General features: G+C 57.8%; 18 protein-coding genes. 3 read left to right on the top strand and 15 right to left on the bottom strand.

All coding sequences use genetic code 11. From position 1 onward, the window contains the following. Positions 1–15: 15 nt before the first annotated feature. The 7 genes from ACFWW4_RS03790 to ACFWW4_RS03820 all read right to left on the bottom strand — a co-directional run bounded on the left by ACFWW4_RS03790 (position 16) and on the right by ACFWW4_RS03820 (position 11,606). Positions 16–5,928, bottom strand: coding sequence for a hypothetical protein (locus tag ACFWW4_RS03790; RefSeq protein WP_411889643.1), 5,913 nt, complete (start codon positions 5,926–5,928; stop codon positions 16–18). A 360-nt stretch (positions 5,929–6,288) separates the two neighbouring features. Continuing rightward, positions 6,289–8,205: a 1-deoxy-D-xylulose-5-phosphate synthase gene (gene dxs / locus ACFWW4_RS03795; RefSeq protein ID WP_411889644.1), complete on the bottom strand. Its 1,917-nt coding sequence runs from the start codon at positions 8,203–8,205 to the stop codon at positions 6,289–6,291. 12 nt (positions 8,206–8,217) lie between these two features. Next, positions 8,218–9,135: a polyprenyl synthetase family protein gene (locus tag ACFWW4_RS03800; RefSeq protein WP_411889645.1), complete on the bottom strand. Its 918-nt coding sequence runs from the start codon at positions 9,133–9,135 to the stop codon at positions 8,218–8,220. Beyond that, a complete protein-coding gene (locus ACFWW4_RS03805) occupies positions 9,128–9,361 on the bottom strand; it encodes an exodeoxyribonuclease VII small subunit (RefSeq protein ID WP_411889646.1) in 234 nt (77 codons plus the stop codon). The genes ACFWW4_RS03800 and ACFWW4_RS03805 overlap by 8 nt, the downstream gene beginning before the upstream one ends. Continuing rightward, entirely contained in the window at positions 9,358–10,281 is a 924-nt protein-coding gene (locus tag ACFWW4_RS03810) for a histone deacetylase family protein (protein ID WP_411889647.1), read from the bottom strand. The genes ACFWW4_RS03805 and ACFWW4_RS03810 overlap by 4 nt, the downstream gene beginning before the upstream one ends. Positions 10,282–10,404: 123 nt before the next feature. Continuing rightward, positions 10,405–11,103, bottom strand: a complete 699-nt coding sequence (locus ACFWW4_RS03815; protein WP_393933615.1) for a response regulator — start codon at positions 11,101–11,103, stop codon at positions 10,405–10,407. Then, positions 11,100–11,606 carry a MarR family winged helix-turn-helix transcriptional regulator gene (locus ACFWW4_RS03820; RefSeq protein ID WP_393933617.1) on the bottom strand — a complete coding sequence of 169 codons (507 nt, stop codon included), beginning with the start codon at positions 11,604–11,606 and terminating at the stop codon, positions 11,100–11,102. Before ACFWW4_RS03820 ends, ACFWW4_RS03815 begins: the two co-directional genes overlap by 4 nt. Positions 11,607–11,753: 147 nt before the next feature. On the opposite strand from ACFWW4_RS03820, the gene ACFWW4_RS03825 reads away from it, so the two are divergent. Beyond that, complete coding sequence (locus ACFWW4_RS03825) at positions 11,754–12,623, top strand: branched-chain amino acid aminotransferase (protein ID WP_411889648.1); 870 nt, start codon at positions 11,754–11,756, stop codon at positions 12,621–12,623. Positions 12,624–12,691: 68 nt separating this feature from the next. Here ACFWW4_RS03825 and ACFWW4_RS03830 read toward each other — a convergent pair whose 3' ends face one another. Both ACFWW4_RS03830 and ACFWW4_RS03835 read right to left on the bottom strand, forming a co-directional pair. After that, positions 12,692–14,494 carry a phosphate ABC transporter substrate-binding/OmpA family protein gene (locus ACFWW4_RS03830; RefSeq protein WP_411889649.1) on the bottom strand — a complete coding sequence of 601 codons (1,803 nt, stop codon included), beginning with the start codon at positions 14,492–14,494 and terminating at the stop codon, positions 12,692–12,694. Between the two features lie 259 nt (positions 14,495–14,753). Beyond that, the gene (locus ACFWW4_RS03835) at positions 14,754–14,939 is read right to left on the bottom strand and encodes a hypothetical protein (protein ID WP_411889650.1); all 186 of its coding nucleotides are present in this window, start codon (positions 14,937–14,939) and stop codon (positions 14,754–14,756) included. 241 nt (positions 14,940–15,180) lie between these two features. Between ACFWW4_RS03835 and ACFWW4_RS03840 the strand changes: the two genes are divergently transcribed. Further along, on the top strand, positions 15,181–15,789 hold the full coding sequence (locus ACFWW4_RS03840; protein ID WP_411889651.1) for a hypothetical protein: 609 nt from the start codon (positions 15,181–15,183) through the stop codon (positions 15,787–15,789). Here ACFWW4_RS03840 and ACFWW4_RS03845 read toward each other — a convergent pair. After that, on the bottom strand, positions 15,786–16,706 hold the full coding sequence (locus ACFWW4_RS03845; RefSeq protein ID WP_411889652.1) for a DMT family transporter: 921 nt from the start codon (positions 16,704–16,706) through the stop codon (positions 15,786–15,788). The genes ACFWW4_RS03840 and ACFWW4_RS03845 overlap by 4 nt on opposite strands. 114 nt (positions 16,707–16,820) lie before the next feature. Here ACFWW4_RS03845 and ACFWW4_RS03850 point away from each other — a divergent pair, with 114 nt between their 5' ends. Continuing rightward, entirely contained in the window at positions 16,821–17,849 is a 1,029-nt protein-coding gene (locus ACFWW4_RS03850) for a fatty acid desaturase (protein ID WP_411889653.1), read from the top strand. Here ACFWW4_RS03850 and ACFWW4_RS03855 read toward each other — a convergent pair. From ACFWW4_RS03855 to mtgA, 5 genes are all read right to left on the bottom strand, one after another. Then, a complete protein-coding gene (locus ACFWW4_RS03855) occupies positions 17,814–18,800 on the bottom strand; it encodes an App1 family protein (protein ID WP_411889654.1) in 987 nt (328 codons plus the stop codon). The genes ACFWW4_RS03850 and ACFWW4_RS03855 overlap by 36 nt on opposite strands. Next, the gene (locus tag ACFWW4_RS03860; protein ID WP_393933630.1) at positions 18,797–19,945 is read right to left on the bottom strand and encodes a PQQ-dependent sugar dehydrogenase; all 1,149 of its coding nucleotides are present in this window, start codon (positions 19,943–19,945) and stop codon (positions 18,797–18,799) included. Before ACFWW4_RS03860 ends, ACFWW4_RS03855 begins: the two co-directional genes overlap by 4 nt. Then, the gene (gene queG, locus ACFWW4_RS03865) at positions 19,942–20,997 is read right to left on the bottom strand and encodes a tRNA epoxyqueuosine(34) reductase QueG (protein WP_411889655.1); all 1,056 of its coding nucleotides are present in this window, start codon (positions 20,995–20,997) and stop codon (positions 19,942–19,944) included. Before queG ends, ACFWW4_RS03860 begins: the two co-directional genes overlap by 4 nt. A gap of 42 nt (positions 20,998–21,039) precedes the next feature. After that, positions 21,040–21,705 (bottom strand): glutathione S-transferase family protein, encoded by a 666-nt coding sequence (locus ACFWW4_RS03870; RefSeq protein ID WP_393933633.1) that lies wholly within the window; start codon positions 21,703–21,705, stop codon positions 21,040–21,042. 63 nt (positions 21,706–21,768) lie between these two features. After that, positions 21,769–22,527, bottom strand: a complete 759-nt coding sequence (mtgA, locus tag ACFWW4_RS03875) for a monofunctional biosynthetic peptidoglycan transglycosylase (RefSeq protein WP_411889656.1) — start codon at positions 22,525–22,527, stop codon at positions 21,769–21,771. Positions 22,528–22,546: the final 19 nt, after the last annotated feature.

Consider the following 22,546-nt stretch of genomic DNA (forward strand, 5'->3'; position numbering starts at 1 on the left):
CGTTTCAGGTACCGCTTAGAACTGAATGCGGAATTGGCCTGTGATCCCCCAGCTGTCCAGTCGCTCGCTTCCCCGCAAATCACCGCGCACACTCGCGCTAAGCTGTTTGGCACCCAATGGTGCATCCAACGGCAGGATCCGCAGATAATTCAGACCCGCGCTGATCTCGGCATAAGCGCCAAGATTTTCAGTGCTCACCGTCCGTGCACCAACACCAGAAATTGGGACGTATTCCGAAATAGGCTCATCCGCCATGTCGGTGTAGTAGGTCACGGTGCCGAACTGGTTGATCGCCGATGTCCCGTCCTGCCCGAACACGCTGCGGGACAGAGTACCGCCAACGAAAACCGTTTCTGTCGAGAAATCGTTGATCTGAACAATATCACCCTCATCAAAGACGATGGGGTCGGTGGACAGGTTGGTGTAGGCAAAACCGGCGGTCGGAATAAATGACACATTGCTTTCGCCGAACGGGATCGCATAGCTGGCGGACCCGCTAAAGGTGGCCGCATCACTTCCGAACTCGCTGTCCGTCAGCCCAAGCCCTCCCAGACCGCCGACACCGGTGTTTGTGGCTGTGAAATTCGTTTGTTCCAAACGGTATTGCAGATCCACCGAGAACCGGTTGTAGGCACCCGTGATATAAACACCGGCATAGGCCTGGTCGAAGTCCACATCGGTGATGCTGGTTACGACGTCTGTCGCGATCAGACCACCTGAACCGTCGCCCGTGAGTGCCCGAACAGGTTGCTCTGTGGTCCCCTGGTTCACACCGGCGATACCCCCTACAGAGATATCCCAGCCGTCGAAGTATCCGTTGAAGCAAGCCAGATCACCGCCTGCCTGAAAACCAGAATAGTTCGCGCTGATATCGCTTTCAAAGCTAAGGTTGTCACCCCTTAGCGTGGTGATGTCACCGTTTGAATCGGCCTGACCACCAATCGCGCGCGCCCATGCGCCAGCGCCGCACGGATCTGGGTCATCATAGGCCAGACCGCTGACAAACGGGCTGGAGGGCCGATTGATCACGGATCCTATCAATGATTGGGTTAACACAACCGTACCAGCCAGCGCACCGATGCCCGGATTCAGCAGATTGCTAATGAAGTAATCTTCGCCGTTTTGGGTCGGGATATAAAGAACGGCCTCACTCAGACCGGGAAGGCCCTGCATCTCTAGCTGATAGTTGTTGGCTTGCGTGGCATCAGCATCAAAAACCAAGAGCGGATCGGCGAAATCAGCACCGGTATCGATGATGTTGAAATCGAGGATGACATTGCCGGTTACAGCGCCGCCTGTCACCACGACTGTATCCGACAACGGGGTTTCGGTCAGTGGATCGGAGTCAGTGTCGGACAGATCGACATCCAGCACAAAGGTACCGCTACCGCTCAACCCGCCTGAGATTGAGATCGTATCGGTTGCGTCCGCGGTGGTTGGCGTCGCGTTGGGCGATGTACTTACTACGCCGTTATTGACCAGACCATTTGCAAAGCTGAGATTGCCAGACTGCAAAAGGATCGCTCCGCCGTCGGCATTGGTCAGCAAACCACCAAAGCGACCGTCATCAGCGGCGGTACCATCACCGTTGAAAAATACATCCCCGGCATTGGTGAAAGCACTGGTGAACCGCCCATTCAGGTTGATATCACCGCCGCTTGCATTGGTGATGCTCCCTGCGCCAGCGGTACCCAACGACCCGTCACTGGCAATGTCCAGCACGCCGCCGGACAGGTTGGTCAATGCGCCAGACACCGCCAAACTGTCGGCGGCGTCGATGGCATCACCCACGGACATCGCACCACTGTTGTTGATAACGGTCGCTGTGCTGACGCCATTAAACGTCGCGTCGCCCCCCAAATCGTTGGTCAGCGTGCCGCCCAGTGCACCGCCCAGAACCCGGACATCACCAGTCGTCTCATTTGTGATGGCACCATTCAGCGTGCCTGCGACCTCAACCAGGCCGTTCCCAAAGTTGCGCAAACCTGATGTGAATGTGGCCGCGCTGGTGTCGGCGACAAATATCCCGCCATCCGCACCAGTGTCGCCCGTATTCTGGTTTGTCGCAGCACCGCCAACCGTGCCTGCGGCATTCACGACGCCACCGTCATTGTCCAGTGTACCGGTGACATTACCGTCAAGGTTCAGCGTGCCGCCATCCCCGTTGGTGACATCTCCAGTCAGCGTAAAGGGCGCGTCAATCGTCGCATCGCCAGCATCGTTACGAATATCGCCTTGGGCATTTCCTTCAATGCGGATTTCACCACCTTCATTGGTAAAGCCATCATCAAAAATGGCGACACCGGCGATTGCGGCATTATCGGTGATAACGACCGTGCCGCCTTCGTTGACGGACGACGCCGTGGTGATCACACCCGCATCCATGTTGAAGGTACCGTTATTGACGGTCACGCCGCCATCAATCGCACCAGAGTTGTCAAAGACCGCACCATCGCCGGTTTCCGCCGCCGCCCCGACAGTGACAGAACCTGTGATCTGACCAAGGTTTTCGACAACACCGTCGGCGCTGCCATCGCTGTTGTTGGCCTGAACATCGCCCGTCACGATGCCGGACCCGGCGATATTGACTGCGCCATCGTCGCTGACAAGCGCTTGGCCCCCACCAATCGTGATCACGCCGTTGACATCAGTCTGTCCGCCGGTTGCAAGAATGCCGCCGGTAAAGGTGCCACCGTTTGCAGTAAGCGTACCGCCAGAAACTGTCGTGCCGTTATCCACTGTCGTGTCGCTGCTCGTCACGACCTCGCCTCCGGCGACAACCAAAGTGCCGTCATCGCCCGTCATACCGCTGATTTGGCCATTGACGGTCGCAAGACCGGAATTGTTAGTTACGCTGCCGGTCACAACAGTTCCTGCGTTGATCGTGACCGCACCGTCGCCCGTGACAGGCATCATGCTGTTGTTGGTAATGTCGCCTGACATGTCTGCAACAACATCAAATGTGCTGGTATCGGGTGCCGTTTCTTCAACAATAACGCCGCCGGTGAAGTTACCACCATTGGCGATCAGCGTACCGCTTTGTACGCGGGCCGTTGTCGTGACATCGCCACCCGTGTTGTTGTTCACTGTGCCGCCAGCCACAACAATCGCGTCACCTTCCGGATTGCCTGGACCTTGAATTACCCCATTATTCTCAAAAACGCCGCCTTCAGACGTGAGCAAGCCAATCAAACGACCATCATTGGTCGCGTCAGTGGTGACCCCATCACGCATGATAACGCGGCCAGTCAGTATACCATCTGTGCCGATATTCAGTTCAGAGCCTGCGTATGAAGGGGAACTTTCGATAATGATTGTGCCACCAACGGCACCGTCGATGTTGATGACACCTTCGCGACCGCGAAGACCCTGCGAAAAGAAGCCGCCCGTTGCGTTGATCACACCACCGTTGGCTCCAGCGACATCGACACCGTCAACATCTGCACCGTTCTGAATAATGCCGACCTGCACATCAGCACCATCATTTAGGTTCAACGTCCCGTCAGTGAGGGTAATCTGATCGCCGGGGTTGTCTTGACGCACCACGCCTTCCACATTGACGATGCTGTCGGCCTCGGTTCCGGTAATCGTTAGCGGCCCGGTCAGTGTACCGCCGGTTTCAATGGTTGACGTGCCCGAATTGTTGGTCAGGCTGCCGGTCAACTGGCCATTCGTGGCGATGGTGACCGTACCACCATTATTGATCACATCACCGGTCGCGTCCGGGTCATCGATTGTGTCGTCCCCGATACTCAGAATACCAAAGGCCTGCACATCGATCCCGGTTTCGAAATCGCCACCTCGGGCCAGCAACGTGCCAGGCGCCCCGTCAGCGCCAGAGACCGTGACCTGTCCGGTCACACCGTCGGTCGCGGCGGTTGCATCGGTCTGTGTGAAGGTGCCGCCAGTGATATTCAGCGTGCCGTCAATATCACCGGTTGAATTGAAAAGGCCGGTTGTATTGGTGACCGGGCCGGTCAGGGTAATCCCGGCGTTCAATGTGATGGTCGAACCATTGTTTTCCAGCCCGGCACCCACATCGGAATCGGCGGTAATGTTGATATTGCCGCCCTGTGCATCAACGCCCTCATCAAATGTGCCACCTGCAATGCCCAGCGTGCCGCCGGCAACAACCCGGACTTCATCACGCACGATACCAGAATTCACCAACTCGCCAGCGCCAAGGATGATCGTGTCGTCGACCGCATCGACATTGTCGAGAATACCATTGGCACTGATCGTCGTCGTGCCGCCTGCTGTATCAAAATCAGTGGTGAAGGTCACAGGTGCTGCGGCCCCTGCACCAACATTGATATTCCCGCTGTTCAGAATTGTCTGTACAGAACCAAGTGCTGTCTCGTCAAAATCCGTATTGATGTTCAGCGTACCGCCGTTGATCTGGATATCCTGCTGGAAGGTTCCGCCATCAGCGTTCACAACACCAGTTCCGGTGATATCGACGCTGCCATCAATGTCGGCCCCGGACTGGTTGTTAAAGGTGCCCCCGGCGACATCCACGTCGCCAACAATGTTGCTGGCATTGTTCGTAATGCCGTCCTGATGATCCAATAGATCGGTTGTCAGGGTGCCCGCGTTGATATTGATCGTGCCGCCATTGTTGGTCACGCCGACGGGGTCCAGGGCTGTGCCTGTGTCGGCAGTGATAATCAACTCGCCATCTGCGTCGACTTGAATACCACCATCAAAACTGCCGCCGGACGCGGTCAACACACCCGCAGCACCAGTATCGCTGTCACCACTAACAGTCGCCAACCCCGTGACACTGCCGCCGGCCTGATTGTCAAAGGACCCATCTGTGACATTCAGTGTGCTTTCCAGCGAACCCGTATTGTCAAAATCCGCCCCAGAGCCTGATACAGTTACCGTACCGCCAATTTCACCTGCGTTGGTGAAACCGCCATCGTTCACGGTGACGGTTCCGGTGATCCGCGCATTCGGGTCACCGACAAGGGGACTGGCATTATTGGCAACAGTCCCACCACTCTGGATGATATTACCATTGATGGTACCGTTGTTGACCGTAGCGCCGACATTGTTCGTCACATTGCCATTCAGGGCGACCGGTGTTGAACCATCCGCCGCAAACTGATTGATGGTAAGCGTGCCACCGGTTCCGCCAACTTCTCCATTAACAACATCGCCCGATGTGGTTGCCTCGATATCAAGGGCACCGCCCGTCATCAAAACACCATCGTCGAAGTTACCGCCAAGACCAACGGCATTGCCGCCCTGGATCAGTGTCTGACCAAAGATTGTGCCGCCTTCCAGACTGAGCGAGCCAGCGCCGGAAACCGTCACATTTCCTCTAGTAAATCCGTCAACAGCACTTCCAACATTCACTTGGCCTTGCACCGTCAAGTCACCATCGGTGACTGCAAGTGAATCCTCGAAACCAATCTGACCGGAGCCAGAGATGGTCAGACCGGCACCTTCGAGCGTGATGGTTGCAGAAGACCGCCCAGCACCAGCATCTTGGTTTGCACCGGACAAAATCAGTGTTCCCGTGCTTCCGCCGCCTGCTTCGTTGACGGTGACGTCATTGAAAAAGCGGATGACCGCGCCGATCTCGGCCGTGCCGCTGACAACATCAATCCGGTTCTCGTCCAGCCCACCGGAATGCTCTTCAAAGATAATGTTTGTATTGTCGTTTGTACCGTTGATCACATAGCCTGACGTGTTGAATGTCATGGAATCCGGTGACACATCCTCAATGACAGTGATGGTCTCAGCAGGCGTGCCTTCAAAAACAGCATCATCGCCGGGATTAAAGTCTTCGGCGCTTCCCGCGCCAGCACCGCGAAGCCAATTGTCCAGACCTTCTTCAGAAGTACTATCATCCTGGTCCCAGTCGTTTCTGGTATCGGCGTCATTCCACCTTAGCGTTTCTGCAGCGACCGGACTATACAATCCCGCCCCAAACACAAAAACCATTCCCAAGGCGATTGCAGTTGATCCTAGTAGGACGGAACGAAAACTACCCGTGGGCGACACGTTGTCATCAAAATGCATTTCAAAAAATTCCCAGCAAACACTCGCCCAAATTGTTACAGCTAGTCACGTCCGCGGCAACCCTCTCCAGAGCATTCTGAGGCGATAGGTCACGGAAATGCCACATTTTTCCGTTTCGTGATTTGCCTTTAAAATCAATATATTATAATACTATGCCGCCACAATAATAGCGAAATAAGGCGAACCGTTGACCATTAATATACAATTAATCTTCGTCTGATCGTGTGAAGCTGACACCCGATTCTTTCAGCACGGCTGTCACGCAGATTTACTGCCAATCTGCGTGACTCCAAGGACGTCCAGTACTTTCGCCTCGATGTGTTCGGCATTCAGCCCTGCCACATCATACATGGCCTTGGGACCGGCCTGATCAATAAAGATGTCAGGAAGGACCATCGACCGGTATTTCAAACCGTTGTCAAACACGCCCTCTTCAGCCAGAAGTTGTGCAACATGTGATCCAAAACCGCCGACAGCCCCCTCTTCTACACAGACCAGCGCCTCATGCTCAGCGGCAAGTTTCAGGATAAGATCCCGGTCCAGCGGTTTGGCAAACCGGGCATCAGCCACCGTCGGCTTGATCCCCTTCGCCTCCAGCGCCTCGCAGGCCGCCATCACCTCCTGCAACCGTGTGCCAAACGACAGGATCGCGATGCGCGCGCCTTCACGGATCATTCGGCCCTTGCCAATCTCAAGAAGCTCAGGATTTTCCGGCATCTCGACACCCACGCCCTCACCGCGTGGAAAGCGGAACGCGATCGGACCGTCATCATGGGCCGCAGCCGTCGCCACCATGCGCACCAATTCGGCCTCATCCGCTGCGGCCATAACCACAAAACCGGGCAGGTTTGCCAGATAGGCCACATCATACGACCCCGCATGGGTCGCGCCATCGGCCCCGACTAGCCCGGCGCGATCAATGGCAAAACGAACCGGCAGGCGTTGAATGGCCACATCATGCACCACCTGATCATAGCCACGCTGCAGGAAGGTCGAATATAGGGCACAGAACGGGCGCAGCCCCCCTGCCGCCATGCCAGCGCTGAACGTCACCGCATGCTGTTCGGCAATGCCCACGTCAAAACACCGGCTCGTATAGCGCTCCATAAACTTCGAAAGCCCCGTTCCATCAGGCATCGCCGCTGTAACGGCAACGATCTTGGGATCATCGGCGGCCAGCTTGATCAGACTTTCAGCAAAGACAGAGGTATAGGATGGCGCGTTACTTGGCGCTTTCTTCTGCTTGCCAGTCACCACATCGAACTTGGCGGTCGCATGGCCCTTGTCGCTGGCCGCCTCGGCCGGCGCATAACCCTTGCCCTTCTTGGTGATCGCGTGGATCAGAATCGGACCATCGGCGCGGGCCTTGACCGTCCGCAGCACCGACAACAGCTGCTCCATATCGTGCCCATCAATCGGCCCCAGATAGGAAAATCCCAATTCCTCGAACAAGGTCCCACCCACAGTCATATGCTTGAGCATATCCTTGGCTCGCTTCGCTCCCTCACGGAAGGGTTCGGGCAGCAGGGAAACGGCCCCCTTGGCGGCCGCCTTAAACTCTTGAAATGGCTCACCGGCATATAGGCGGGACAGGTAAGATGACATCGCCCCGGTCGGCGGCGCAATCGACATCTCATTGTCGTTCAGGATCACGATCAGCCGCTTGCCCAGATGACCGGCGTTGTTCATCGCCTCGTACGCCATGCCCGCCGACATTGCGCCATCCCCGATGACCGCAATCGCATCGCCCCCTTCGCAGCCCAGATCACGGGCGACAGCAAACCCCAATGCCGCCGAAATTGACGTGCTTGAATGCGCCGCGCCGAACGGGTCATAGGGGCTTTCAGAGCGTTTAGTGAACCCGCTCAATCCACCTTCCATGCGCAAAGTACGGATGCGGTCGCGGCGACCGGTCAGGATCTTATGCGGATAACACTGGTGCGACACATCCCAGATAATCTTGTCCTTTGGCGCATCGAACACGGCGTGTAGGGCGACGGTCAGCTCGACAACGCCCAGACCGGCCCCCAGATGACCGCCAGTAACCGATACGGCAGCGATCGTTTCGGCCCGCAACTCATCAGCCAGTTCGCACAACTCCTTGTCTGACATGGCCTTCATGTCATCGGGCGTGTTCACGCGATCCAAAACGGGGGTAAGGGGGTGGTCGGTCATGCATGACCCTTTCTAATGCGTCCGCGCGATGACAAACCGCGCGGCTTCTTTCAACGTCTCGGCCTCATCCCCGTAGGGAGATAGCGCATCACAGGCCTCTTGTACCAGTTCCGCAGCGCGGCTTTTCGCCCCATCGACGCCCAGATGGGACACAAAAGTGGCCTTGCCAGCCGCCGCATCTTTGCCCACGGCCTTGCCCACGGCAGCGGCGTCGCCGGTTACATCCAGCAGATCATCAGCGATCTGAAAGGCGAGGCCCAGACACTCGCCATAAATATACAGCGGGCCAGTTTCAGCGCCCGCCATACGCGGCCCCGCCATGGCGGACCAGCCAATCAAGGCCCCCGTCTTTCGCGCTTGCAACGCGATGATTTGATCAAGGGTCAGCGGCGCCTCGGCCGTTTCCGCAGCAATATCGGCAGCCTGCCCGCCGACCATGCCACGCACACCAGCCGCTTCGGCCAACGACCCTGACAAGATCAAACATCTTTCAATGGGGCAGCCTGTTCCCGCGACAAGGGCAAACGCAAGCGAATGTAGTGCATCACCTACGAGAACTGCGGTCGCTTCGTCCCACTTCACGTGAACCGTCGGCTGACCACGACGAAGATCATCATCATCCATACAGGGTAGATCATCGTGGACCAAGGAATAGGCGTGCAGACATTCGATCGCCGCCGCTGCCGCCCCAGCTTTATGTGCCGCAAAGCCATGTAGTCGCGCTGTCTCAAGAACAAGAAACGCTCGCAGCGCCTTCCCTCCAGATACCGCATATTTCATGGCATCTGGAATTGGGCCAGATAGTCCAGCCAGAGCTACCATGACATGCCCTTCCACAATCTCAGCGGCCTGAGGGAGCGCTATCTGCAACGGCTTACGGCTCATCTCGGAAAGATCCTTCACGATGAACTGTTGAAGCGGTTTAGCCATCCAGCGGAGCCGTCCCCTTCGGCTCACCACCTTCACCTAGCGTAATCTTGGCGACCTTCTCCTCGGCCTCTTTCAGCTTGGCTTCGCATCGGGCCTTCAGGGCCGCACCCCGTTCATATAGCGCGATGCTTTCATCCAGCGCCACATCGCCACGCTCCAACTGACCAACGACCGTCTCCAGTTCCTTGATCGCATCTTCAAAGCTCATCTTGTCCACGTCGCTCATCGCCCGCGTTCCTCCAAAACCTTCACATGGGCCGCCGCAGAGGCGCCCAGCGCCTCAAGGTCATAGCCACCTTCAAGGCTCGATACCACCCGGCCATCACAATGACGCGCCGCCAAATCGCAGAGTCTTTCGGTCACCCAACCAAAATCCTCGGTCGTCAAATTCATCCCCGCCAATGGATCAGCCTCATGTGCATCAAACCCGGCCGAAATCAGCAGAAGTTGCGGAGCGAATTTATCAACCCGCGGCAGCACCACCCGCTCCATCACATCGCGAAAGGCCTTTGAGCCCGTGCCCCCCGGCAAAGGCACATTCAGCACATTGCCGACACCGGTTTCATGGGCCGCACCCGTGCCGGGGTAAAGCGGGGACTGATGGGTCGAACAGAACAGGATGCGCGCATCATCCTCCACCAGATCCTGTGTGCCGTTGCCGTGATGCACATCAAAATCGACAATCGCCACACGGTCCAGCCCGTGATGATCCAGCGCATGTTTCGCCCCGATGGCGACATTGCCAAAGAAACAGAACCCCATCGCCGTTTCACGCTCTGCATGGTGGCCGGGCGGACGCACAGCGGCAAAAGCATTAGCCACCTCGCCGCCCATCACCATATCCACAGCGCGGACAACACCACCGGCGGCACGATAGGCCGCCTGCAAGGTCCCGACAGACATATGTGTGTCGGCATCCAGCGACCGCCAGCCTTCGGACGGGGCAGCAGCGCGGATAGCATCAACATGGGCCTTTGGATGCGCGCGCAGCAAGTCATCCTCAGCGGCCAGCGGGGCCTTCACCCGAACTAGATCGTATCCTTCCAGCGCACCCAGAACAGCATCTAGCCGCGCCACCTGCTCTGGATGGCCCGGCGGGGTGACATGATCCAAACAATCATCATGAGAAATCAGTGCAGTCGTCATGGGACCAAAGAACCCAATTCAGGGCGAAACCACAACCACCTTCTTCCGAGCGGAAATATCCCCGCCGGAGGCAAACCAAAAATGTAATGCGCCCGAAGGGCGCGCCATGGGATCACTTGCGGATTACTCCGGCGCCAGCATATATCCCGCGCCGCGCACCGTCTGCAGATAGCGGGGCTGTTTGGGATCAACCTCGATCTTGCGGCGCAGGCGGGTGATCTGCACATCAACCGCGCGTTCCTGGGTCTGCCCGCCGGACCGGCTCAACTCCTCGACCAACCGGGCGCGGGTCACCGCCTCACCGGGACAGCCTGAAAAGATGCGCATCAATTGACTTTCGGTGGCGGTCAGGCGCACCAGCTTTTCGCCCTGCCACATCTCGCCCCGTTCGATGTCATAGCGGACCGGCCCCATATTCAGGACCTTGGGCAATACCACCGTCGGCTCCGCCGTAGGGACGCGGCGCAGAATGGCGTTGATGCGCAAAAGCAGTTCCTTGGGTTCAAACGGCTTGGCCAGATAATCATCCGCCCCGGCCTCAAGCCCTGAAATGCGATCATCCGTTTCGCCCTTGGCAGTCAGCAGCATGATCGGCGTACTGATCGTCTTACGCAGATCACGGCACAGCGCCATGCCATCCTCGCCCGGCATCATCACATCCAGAACGATCAGGTCAAATTCAAGCCCCGACAACACGCGGCGGGCATGGGCGGCATCCCGGGCGGTACTGACCAGAAAACCAGAGCGCATTAGAAACTTCTGCAACAGGCCACGAATACGTTCATCATCATCAACAATCAGCAGGTGCGCGTCGTCATTCATTCGGTCTTATCCTTCATCGCCTCGTAATGGTGGCGGCTTTCTTCATCCATCATTGCCTCAAGCACCTGTCGAAATCCAGCCACGGCGGCTGGTCCGGCGGCGCGATAGGCTGCACGCATCCTGTCGCGCTGGGCATCCGATAGCTCCCGTTCCAGCGCAGCACCCGCAGCCGTCAGGTGCAAATGACGCTCTCGCTTGTCTCTTGTGCCCACGGTGCTGGCAACCAAACCGTCTTCGATCAATGTACGCAATACACGATTAAGCGATTGTTTTGTCACACCAAGGATGGACAAGAGGTTATTGACCGTCGTGCCGGGGCTGCGGTGAATGAAGTGGATGGCCCGGTGATGGGCGCGGCCATAGCCCTTTTGCGCCAGAATGCGGTCCGGGTCGGCCGTAAACCCGCGATAGGCGAAAAACATCGCCTCGATCCCCTTGCGCAACTGCTCGTCCGTCAGGAACAGCAGGCTTTGCCCCATCTGTGGCTGCAACCCTTCCGCCATACGGCCCTCCCTCGATACTATGGATCACAATACGTCAGCTTTGTTGACATTCCAAGAATCAACTGCTAGCGAAATGCAGAAACTACGCAACTTTATGTCCGAAACGGACCTATCTGCGTAATTATTGCAAATCAAGTGGAGGATCCGATGGCGGGCGCTTATGATGACAGAGACGGCAAAATCTGGATGGACGGCCAGCTGGTCGACTGGCGCAGCGCAAACGTCCATATCCTGACCCATGCCATGCACTATGCCTCCAGCGTATTCGAGGGCGAGCGGTGCTACAACGGCAAGATCTTCAAATCACGCGAACATTCCGAAAGGCTGATCCGGTCCGGTCGCCTGATCGACTTTGAAATCCCCTACACGGTTGACGAAATCGAAGCCGCCAAAGTCGCGGCACTTGAGGCGAATGGCCTCAAAGACGCCTATGTGCGCGCTGTCGCATGGCGCGGCTCGGGCGAGGATATGGGCGTCGCCGCCGCGCGCAACCCCGTCCATCTGGCCGTCGCGGTCTGGGAATGGGGCAACTACTATGGCGACGCCAAGATGAAGGGCGCTAAGCTCGACATCGCCAAATGGAAACGGCCCAGCCCCGAAACCGCCCCGTCACAGGCCAAGGCGGCAGGCCTCTACATGATTGCCACCATGTCCAAACACGCAGCCGAGGCGAAAGGGTGCAGCGACGCCATGATGTTCGACTATCGCGGCTACGTCGCCGAGGCGACGGGCGCCAACATCTTCTTCGTCAAAGATGGTGAGGTGCACACCCCAACGCCAGACGCCTTCCTGAACGGCCTGACCCGGCAAACCGTCATCGGCATGCTGGAAAAGCACCAGATCAAGGTCCACGAGCGGGTCATCATGCCGGAAGAGGTCGAGGGTTTTGAGCAATGCTGGCTGACCGGCACCGCCGCCGAAGTCACCCCCGTTGGGCAGATCGGCGACTACAACTTCGAAGTCGGCGCGATGACACGCGACATCGCAGAAGAATATGAGAAGCTGGTGCGCAGCTAAAAGCTGGACCAATAGGCGAACAAAAAAGGGCAGCGAAAGCTGCCCTTTTCATTTATGTTGTTTGGCTTTTACCGCACCCAAACCTCAACCCGGCGGTTGCGGGAACGGCCATAGGCGTTGTCATTGCAGCTCACAGGGGCGGCTTCGCTCAAGCCCACCGCTGACAGGTTCACGCCGCGCAACGGGCCAGCATTCGGATGAATACGCGCCCGTTGCAAAACCTGTTCCGCGCGATTTCTGGACAGTTGAATATTATAAACATAGGGCCCGACACTGTCCGCAAACCCGACAAAGATGAACTCGCGCCGCGCATTTTCCGGACGGGCCATGTAGTTCACCAGACGATCAAGATCGCGCAGGGCCTTGCTATCCAGCGCAAACTCGTCAGTGGGGAAACGGAATGTCAGCGACAACCGGCTGGCTCCGCGCAACTGCGTCGCCACCTCCCTCTGGACGGAACGACCAATATCCGCTGGCTGTCCGATCAACGCAGCATCAGTCAGGCGGGCCAGCGCCCGGTCGTCCTCGATGATACCAAGGCTGAAGTAACCGGACTCGTCCACATATTCATCTGCGGCGGGCGATATCATGAAATTGACCAACTGACGCACTTCGGGCTTTGGGTTCTGGTTGTCGACATACAGGCGAATGCGCCGTCCCAGCAGGTATTCCTCTGCCTTGCTCTTGAATGGTGTCGCCTCGGTCACCACACCGCAATCAAGGATCAGGTCAATCGGTTTCGTATCGCCGATATTATCGCTGATCGAATAGCCGATAGCCCCTTGGTTATCCTGCACAAAGTTCCGCATGTCGCGACCACGGTCCAGTTCAAACGTCCCCGGCGACAGATCACGCTCTTGCCCAAACGCCCAGTTTTCAAAGTTCCGGCGGGCAGATCCACCATCGCGGGCACCCGGCATGATCGTCAGGTTTGGTCCACCAACCTGCGACCAGTTTCTTGTTTGATCCGTATAGATGCTGACTAGTTGCTGCCGCGACAACGCATCAACCGGATTAGTGTTATGGACAGTCATCAGAACGGAATCGACGCCGATGATGTATTCCTGCGATGGATCAAGCAGGTTACCCCGCCCTTGAGCCGCCAGCGCGTTGATCTGCGATTGTGTCGGCGGCCCAGATGCCATGGCGATATCGGCGGTGCCTTCGACCAGTCGATCAAACCCGATCTCAGAGTCGTTCGATTCGACCTCCATCACAAACGGATCACCGCCCCCAATGGGCGTGAAAATGTATTGCGCGATATCATCGGGCAACTCAATCGGATCAGAAACGTTCGCGCCCCATAACTCTGCAAGTGGCTCCATGACCAACGGCATCAGATCTTCGCCGACATTATCGGATCCGACCATCACCAGATCAGCGGGAAGGCGCACCGGTGGGGTCTCTTCCGCAACGACGGCCTCGGGCTGGCTTTCGCTTGCCGGCATGATGACCTCAAGCGTGGGACATCCCGGTCCGGCACAGGTAACGGAGTCCGCCGGAACCCGCATGACAGCGGCAACCGTCTGGATCAAAAACACACCATCCGCGAAATCGATCATCGTCCCGGTGACGGTGGAATTGCCGCTGAGTGCATCCAGCGTAACTTCAGCGCCTTCTTCGAAAACCAATTCGGGGCATCCGGGTCCGGAACATTCTGCGCCGTCAGCCGCGATCTGAACCTCACCGACATTGGGGATGGAAACAACGTATCTTGTGCCGTCGAACGACACCAGATCACCTTCCACCTGCATATTTGAATTATCGACTGTCAGGTTGACCTGCTCTGCCATTGCGGTGCCGCCAACGGCCAGCGTCATGCCCAACGACAGCATGGTGGTTTGAAAATGAGAACGTCTAGTTAACTGCAAGATACTGATCCTCCACTCGTTACTAAAACAATGATTCAGAACGCCTCATAGCACTCCGACCGGCTCACCCACAGCTGCTCAGTCTCCTCAAAAGAAGTTTCCAGCGAGCCGGTGACTAAGCCACAACCTTACGTCAACCAAGAAATAATGGCAAAGATTAGACCAAAGAAACGTAATATTCGGAAAGGGTCTGAGACATATAAGCGCACCCTGCCAGATGGGGGCACCCAAATGCCCCCAACTAATCCCCCTCGGATCGCTACCGGGTCTTGGCCCGGTCAAACCGCAGAAAATACGATAGCTTCTGCGGTGTTATGCCCAACCGGCGGCGGCGTTGCAGTGTCAGGCTCGCCTTACGGGGAAGCGCCTTGCGTTGTATCGCCACGGCGCGGCGCAACATCTCATTCGTAACAACCTTTGGTCTGTCCAGAACATGTTTGCTCATGTCGTCCTCCGTGTTGAGTGATCCATCTTAACACAATTGAAACGGATTCGTCACGGAAAGCGGGGCTTTTGGGAATCCGGCCCGCGCGCCACGCACAAACCCTTGTAACGCCAGGCAAAGCCTTTCCTAAAGAACAGGTCATTTATGAAAACGTCCGATGTTTGCCCAACGGCGGCCCCAGTTCTGTCAGTATCCGGAAGCAAGTTAGGGCACTATGAACGACCATCTGAACTGATAACAAATGAATGCTTCGCCACACGCCACGACCACAGACACCAGCGCGACAACGCTCAGGCGCATTCTGAAGTCTGCGCCGCAAGATCTGTGGCTGGACACAATCCGGCGCACCAAAGGCAGCGCGCATGATGATCTGGTGCATTGGATGCTGGGGCAGCCAGAATGCGATTTTGCGGTGGCGGCCTATGCCTTTTACCGCAGTGACCCGGCTAGCCATCTTACCGATCCGCAGCCGCTACCGCCGCGTCCGAAGGCCTCACAAACGTTCGCGCAGGTGCTGCTGAACTGGGACATGGGCTTTTACCGGACCCACAGACTGTGCTTGGACGATGACGATATTGACCGACGTCAGATCAGACGGTTGAACCAGAAACTGCTGGCCTGGCCGAAAGGGGCACTGCCTTTCAACATTCCGACCCGGTTGCTCGATACAGAAGGCGGCCAGCCGACCGACCTGCCGCAACACCTGTCGCCTGACCACGCATCGCATCTTTGGCCGCTCTATCAGGCACTGGGCCTGCGCGTCCGACCGCAACGGTCGGTATTGCGGCGGCGCGTAGCCAAAGCCACCGGTCTTCTGAACCGCGTCACATTTCGCAGCGCCAGACCCTAACTCCCGACATTGCCGGTCGCCTTGCGCTGTTGGGCGCGTTGCAGACCAAGATGACGTTCCCGCCAGATGATCAACACACCCGCAAAGATCACAATGCCCGCCCCGACCATCATCGTGCCGGTAGGGACCTCGTCGAACACCAGATAACCAATGGTCAGCGCCAGGATCATTGATGTGTAATCAAACGGGGCCACAAGCGACGCATCGGCAAAGCGATAGCTTGAGGTCAGGAATATCTGCCCGACACCACCCAATAGCCCTGCCATGATCAGCATAACGGCCACCGACCATCCCGGAACCACCCAGCCCCACGGCAAGGTGAATAGCGACAAGAACGACGAGGTGACCGTGAACCAGAACACGATGGCCGCCGTACTTTCGGTCGCGACCAGTTTGCGCACGAAAACCTGCGCCAATGCCGCCAGAACGGCCCCCATCAACACAACGATGGCACCCAGTGTTTCAGACACATTCAAAGCGGCGCCCACTGACAGGCGTGGCGAAAGAACGATCAGCACGCCAATCATACCCAGGGCGACGGCGGATAAGCGAAACGCCCTGACCTCTTCATTCAGAAACATCGCGGCAAAAACGACCACCAGCAGGGGGGCGGCATAGCCGATTGCCGTCACCTCTGGCAGCGGCAACAGCCCCAAGCCGGTAAAGCCCAGACCCATGGCCGACGTGCCCACCAAACCGCGCCAGAAATGCCCCATCGGGTTGCTGGTCTTCCAGCCATGACGCAACTCGCCGCGGATCGCCAACCAACCAAAAATAATCGGCAAGGCAAAGAAGGAACGAAAGAAAACTGCCTGTCCCGGCGGTACGTCAGCTGACGCGGCCTTGATCAGGCTGGCCATGGCCATGAACATGCAAACCGACAGCACTTTGAACAGAATTCCGCGCAGCGGCTGCATGTTAATCCCCTTTTCGGCACCCTAGGTCGCCCCCCGAACACATTGAAGCCCTTTTTCGCTTGTTTAGTGGCCGTGTTAAGTTATCGATCACCAATGCAGAATAAGAAGCAGTATATGAGCAGTGAAAATCCCAGCCCGCCGAACATGGCCCCTCGCGACTGGGTCCAGATACTTGCCAGATACCGGGATCCCAGCAGCCTGCGTAGCAGCTTTGAACTTGCCATCAGCCTGATCCCTTTTGTCGTGCTGTGGGTTCTGGCCTGCTGGGTCGCCAAATATAGCTATCTGGGGGCGTTTGCGCTCTCGGCCCTGAACGGGCTGTTCCTGCTGCGGCTGTTTTGCATCCAGCACGATTGCGGGCACGGGTCGTTCTTTGGCAATCGCAATGTCAGCGACTGGATCGGACGCGCGCTAGGCGTGGTGACCTTGACCCCCTATGATGTCTGGCGACGCACCCATTCGATCCACCACAGCCATGCCGGCGACCTGGATCAGCGCGGCATCGGCGATGTCATGACCCTGACAGTTGAAGAGTACCACCAGCGCACGGCTTTCGGGCGGCTTTTGTACCGCGCATATCGGCACCCAATCGTCATGTTTGGCTTTGGGCCCACATACCTCTTTTTCCTGCAGAACCGGCTGCCGTTTGGACTGATGAACCAAGGGCGGAAATACTGGATCAGTGCTATGGGCACTAATCTGGCCGCTGCGGTTGTCCTTGGGACGATCATCTGGTTCGGCGGGCTACAAGCACTGTTTCTGGTCTTTCTGCCCACGACACTGATCGCGGCGTCGATCGGGGTGTGGCTGTTCTACGTCCAGCATCAGTTCGAAACGACCCAGTGGGACCCAAAAGAAGATTGGCAGCTACACGATGCGGCGCTGCATGGCAGTTCCCATTACGATCTGCCACCAATCCTGCGGTGGTTTACCGCCAATATCGGCATTCATCACGTGCATCACCTCTACAGCAGGATCCCGTTTTATCGACTGACCGAGGTTCTGCGCGACCACAACGAACTGGTCGAAGTCAGCCGCATGACCATGCTGCAAAGCCTCAAATGCGCCAGCCTTGATCTGTGGGACGAAAAAAGCAGGCGTCTGGTGTCATTCGCCACCGCCCGCCGCCTCGCCACGCGCTAACGCGCCGCTGTAATCCGGACCGAAATCCACTGTCACGCCCATCGCACGCAATGCGTCGATGTATTGCTGATCGTCTGTATCCGTGCCCTGCGCCGGCACACGCAGGACGACCCGTTCGATCCGGCCCGCATGGCGCTTGGCCGCTGCCAGATAAACCTCTGCATCATGCTGTCCCGTGTCACCGATCAAAACAAATGGCAGATCAGGCAAGGCGGCAAGCACCACATCAATAGCCGACCCCTTATGATCCCCATGCGTGCCGGTGATGAACTGCGTCTCGCTGATCCCATAATCCCGCAAAAACATCGGACCGCGCGGCAATCCATTCCGTTCCAGCACTTCTGCCAGAAACCCGTGAAAATTCCACGGGGATGAACTGACATAATGCACCGGATTGCGGCCCTCATCCGAAAGCCGCGCCATCAGGGCGACGGCATCGGGAAACACAACGCGGGTCGCCGCATTGCCTGTCAGCGACGTCCACAGGTTCCGCCATAGCGAATAGGCCCCAGTCTGCATCATCGTGTCATCAATGTCCGAGATCACACCAAAATTGGCAGACGGATCAGCCACCATGACCGGACAATCCACGCTGGCCTGCCCGGCAGTGACCGTCACATTGCGCCAGCCCGTCACATCATCGCGGGGCAGCAACAGCGTGAAATAGCCTTCATCATCGGTGACAGCCGTCACACCATCAGCAGAAACGGTGACATTGGCCACCTCACTGGTGATGAACAACCGCACCATCTGCCGCAGATTGCGCCAAAGCCCCTGACCTTCCTGCAAATTCGTATCGCGCTGATCAGCCAGCACGCGCCCACGCACGATCAGATGGTCTGGGGTCGCATAGCCGATATAGGGGGCAATGGCACCGGCCTCTCGTACCGCCCGACCACGGCTTAGTGTCGCCTCAAGACGGGTCGCGACCCGCGCCAACCACAGTTTCACCGCGGCCGGACCCGCAGCACCACGCCATAGCTGTTATCCATCAGAACCAGCACCGTGCCGTCCGGCAACACCTCAACATCGCGCATTCGGCCCATATCCTGCAACAACCGTTCTTCCCCCACGACCCTGCCGTTTTCCAATTTCAGGCGTACCAATTCGCCGGGATTTAGCGATCCGATCAACAGATCGCCCTGCCATGGACCATAGGGGCCATCGTAAAATGCCATGCCAGAAGGGGCGATCACAGGGTCCCAATAATAGACCGGCTGCTCCATGCCCTCCTGCACAGCCACGCCGCTGCCGACATCTGATCCATTGTAGTTCACACCATAGGAAATGATCGGCCAGCCATAATTCCGGCCCGCTTCAGGGCGGTTCAACTCATCACCACCGGCGGGACCGTGTTCAATCGTCCATAGGGCACCATCCGGCCCAATCGCCGCGCCTTGCGGGTTACGGTGGCCGTAAGACCAGATCGCATCATCCCCGCCACCCCCGACAAACGGATTATCGGCAGGGATGCTGCCATCGGCATTGATGCGGATCACCTTGCCATAGGTGGTGCTGTTATCCTGCGCCAGATGGCGCTCCTCATTCCGCTCACCGGTCGTGATCCAGACGGTGCCATCCGGCATCGGAATGATCCGGCTGCCATAATGAAACGGGGCGCGTGAGGGCGGGTTCTGGACAAAGATATCGCGCACCTCCGTCATTTCCCCACCAGACAGAACACCGCGGGCAGCCGCAGTGACCGTTCCGCCATTCACGGGCTTCGAATAGGTCCAGAACACCACCCGGTCATTGGCAAAATCAGGGCTGACAGCCACATCCAGCAACCCACCCTGCTGACGGCTCTCGATCTCTGGCAGACCCCGGATCGGGGCGGAAACAGAGCCGTCACCATTAATGATGCGCATGGTGCCACCCCTTTCGGTGACAATGAATTGCCGGGCCGAAATGGGCGCAATGCCCCAAGGGCGGTCCAGCTTGTCGGTCAGCACATCTACCTGCACGTTGGTGGCAGGCAAGGCCGGGGCGCGGGTCTGCTCCGCAAACGCGGGTGAAAAATCAGCGTTAGGTGCGCCTTGCGGCACTTCTGCGCAGGCCGCGACGGGCAACAGCATCAAAGCAAGAAAACGGATCATTGAAATACCTCCTTCAGGCGCAAGATAGCCCAATGCGCCGCATCGGCCACTGCCGGGTCGAGATCATTTGCCAACGGCTTCACTGCAGCCATCAATGCAGGATTGCCAGAGTTCCCGATGGCATAGGCCACATTGCGCACAAACCGATCCCGGCCAATACGTTTGATGGGCGATCCAGAAAACCGGGCCCGAAACCCAGCGTCGTCCAGCGTGGCCAATTCCGCAAGTGGCGGCGCCATCAAATCTTCGCGGGCGGCATAGCGCTGGTCCCGTGCAGTTGCGGCAAACTTGTTCCAGGGACAAACCGCCAGACAATCATCGCAACCGTAAATCCGGTTCCCCATCAGGGCGCGCAACTCCTCATCGACCGGCCCCTTATGCTCAATCGTCAGGTAGGAAATGCAGCGGCGGGCATCCAACTGATAGGGCGCGGGAAAGGCATCAGTCGGGCAGATATCCAGACATGCCGTGCAGGAGCCGCAATGGCTGATCTCCGGCGCATCCGGCTCCAACTCCACCGTCGTAAAAATCGCCCCAAGAAAGAACCATGATCCCAGATCGCGCCCCAGCAGGTTCGTGTGCTTACCCTGCCAGCCCAGCCCGGCGGCCTCTGCCAGCGGCTTTTCCATCACCGGGGCGGTATCGACGAACACCTTGATCTGGGCCTCCGGGACCTGCTCGATCAGCCAGCGCCCAACGCGCTTGAGCCGCTTCTTGACCACATCATGATAATCGCGGCCTTGGGCATAAACGCTGATCGCTGCCACATCGGGCCGTTCCAGCACATCCAGCGGATCATGGTCCGGCGTGTAGGGTTCAGCCAGCATGATCACCGACCGGGCTTCGGGCCACAGGGCTGTCGGATCACCGCGCCAGTGCATCCGCTCCGCCATCCAGCCCATCTGGCCATGCATCCCCGCATCCACAAAGGCAGCCAGCCGTGCGGCAATCCGGGGGACAGCATCAGGGCGGCAAATCCCAAGCTTGGCAAAGCCCGCTTCACGCGCCTCAGCGATCAACGCCGCCTTCAGCCCATCCCTTCTTTTGTTCATGAATACCTCGGGGGAGGTCCGCAGGACCGGTGGCAGCGCCCCCTAAAAATCCAGATCAGCATATTGCGCCGATGGCTGGAAACCTGGGACCTCATCTGCCAGCAATGACCGGAAAGCCGGCCGGGATTTGATCTTGGCATACCAGTCCTTGACCACCTCATGGCGGTTCCAATCCACATCGCTGGTGTAATCCAGGCAGGACAGATGCGCGGCAGCGGCAAAATCCGCCATTGTCATCGCATTACCCGCCAGCCAGCGGCGCTCGTCCAGCAGATAGGCCATGTAATCCAGATGATACTTGATCGCCTTGGCCCCCGCTTTGACATTGGCACTATCGGGATAGCCGGTGCCCATCACCTTGCGATAAACCCGCTCACCAATCAGCTTGCTGGTCACCTCATGATAGAACTTGTCGTCGAACCAACCCACCAGACGGCGCGCCTCGTAACGACCATCGGCGTCGCGAGGCAACAGGGCGGGTGTCGGCACCTTCTCTTCGATATATTCGCAAATGGCCGTGCTATCGGCCATTGTGCGGCCATCCATCTTCAGCACCGGCACCTTGCCCGCAGGGTTGCGGCGTAGAAAATCCGCGTCCTGCTCCCAATACCGCTCTTCGACCAGCACAACCTCGATCTTCTTTTCCGCAAGGCACAGCCGGACTTTGCGGGAAAAGGGGGACAGTGGATAATGATACAGGGTGTTCATGATGCACTCGCGAAAGGGTTTTCTCTTCAATGCAGCAAGGGGCGCCGCGGATCAATGGGGGCGTTAGCGTTCAAAGCAGTCCGCGCGACCATCCGCCTTGATCGTGGCGGCCCCTGACATGATCTGACTGGTGCGGGCGCGGGTAAAGCTACCGGGGTTCGATGCGGACCTGTTTTTTGGATCAGGCAGGATCGCGGCCAGCCTTGCCGCCTGCAACGGGCTCAGATCAGCCGCATCAACACCAAAATAGTGGCGGCTCGCGGCTTGCACACCAAACACGCTCTCATCGAACTCGGCCACGTTCAGATACAGCTCCAATATCCGGCGTTTTGACCAGACAGCCTCTGCCAATGGTGTCCACAAGGCCTCAATCGCCTTACGGGTCCAACTGCGGCCATGCCACAAATATACGTTCTTGATCACCTGCTGCGAAATTGTCGAGGCGCCGCCACGACCGCGATCCATCGCAGACCGGATGGCATTCACATCCAGTCCCCAATGCAGGCAGAAATTGGCATCCTCGGCCGCCACAGCAGAGCGCGCCATGACGGGTGCAATCTCATCCATCGACACCCAATCGTATTTGACAGGACCATGGCGGCGCGCCTCGGCAAACATGTAGGGCGTGGTTGGGGGGGCGATGACCGCATAGATCAGGGTGGCAATCAACACCGCACCCAGCACAACGAAAGCGGTCCGCCACATCAAACGACGCAGAAACAACCAGGACCGTTCAACCAGACCTTGTTTTTTCTGCGGGGCGCGTTTTTTGCGAGCCGGCTTTTTCGCCGGTGTCCTGCTCTGCTTCTTTGCCACTGCCATCTAATGCATAAGCCATGGC

The sequence above is a fragment of the Yoonia sp. SDW83-1 genome (assembly GCF_046762885.1).
GTDB lineage: Bacteria > Pseudomonadota > Alphaproteobacteria > Rhodobacterales > Rhodobacteraceae > Yoonia.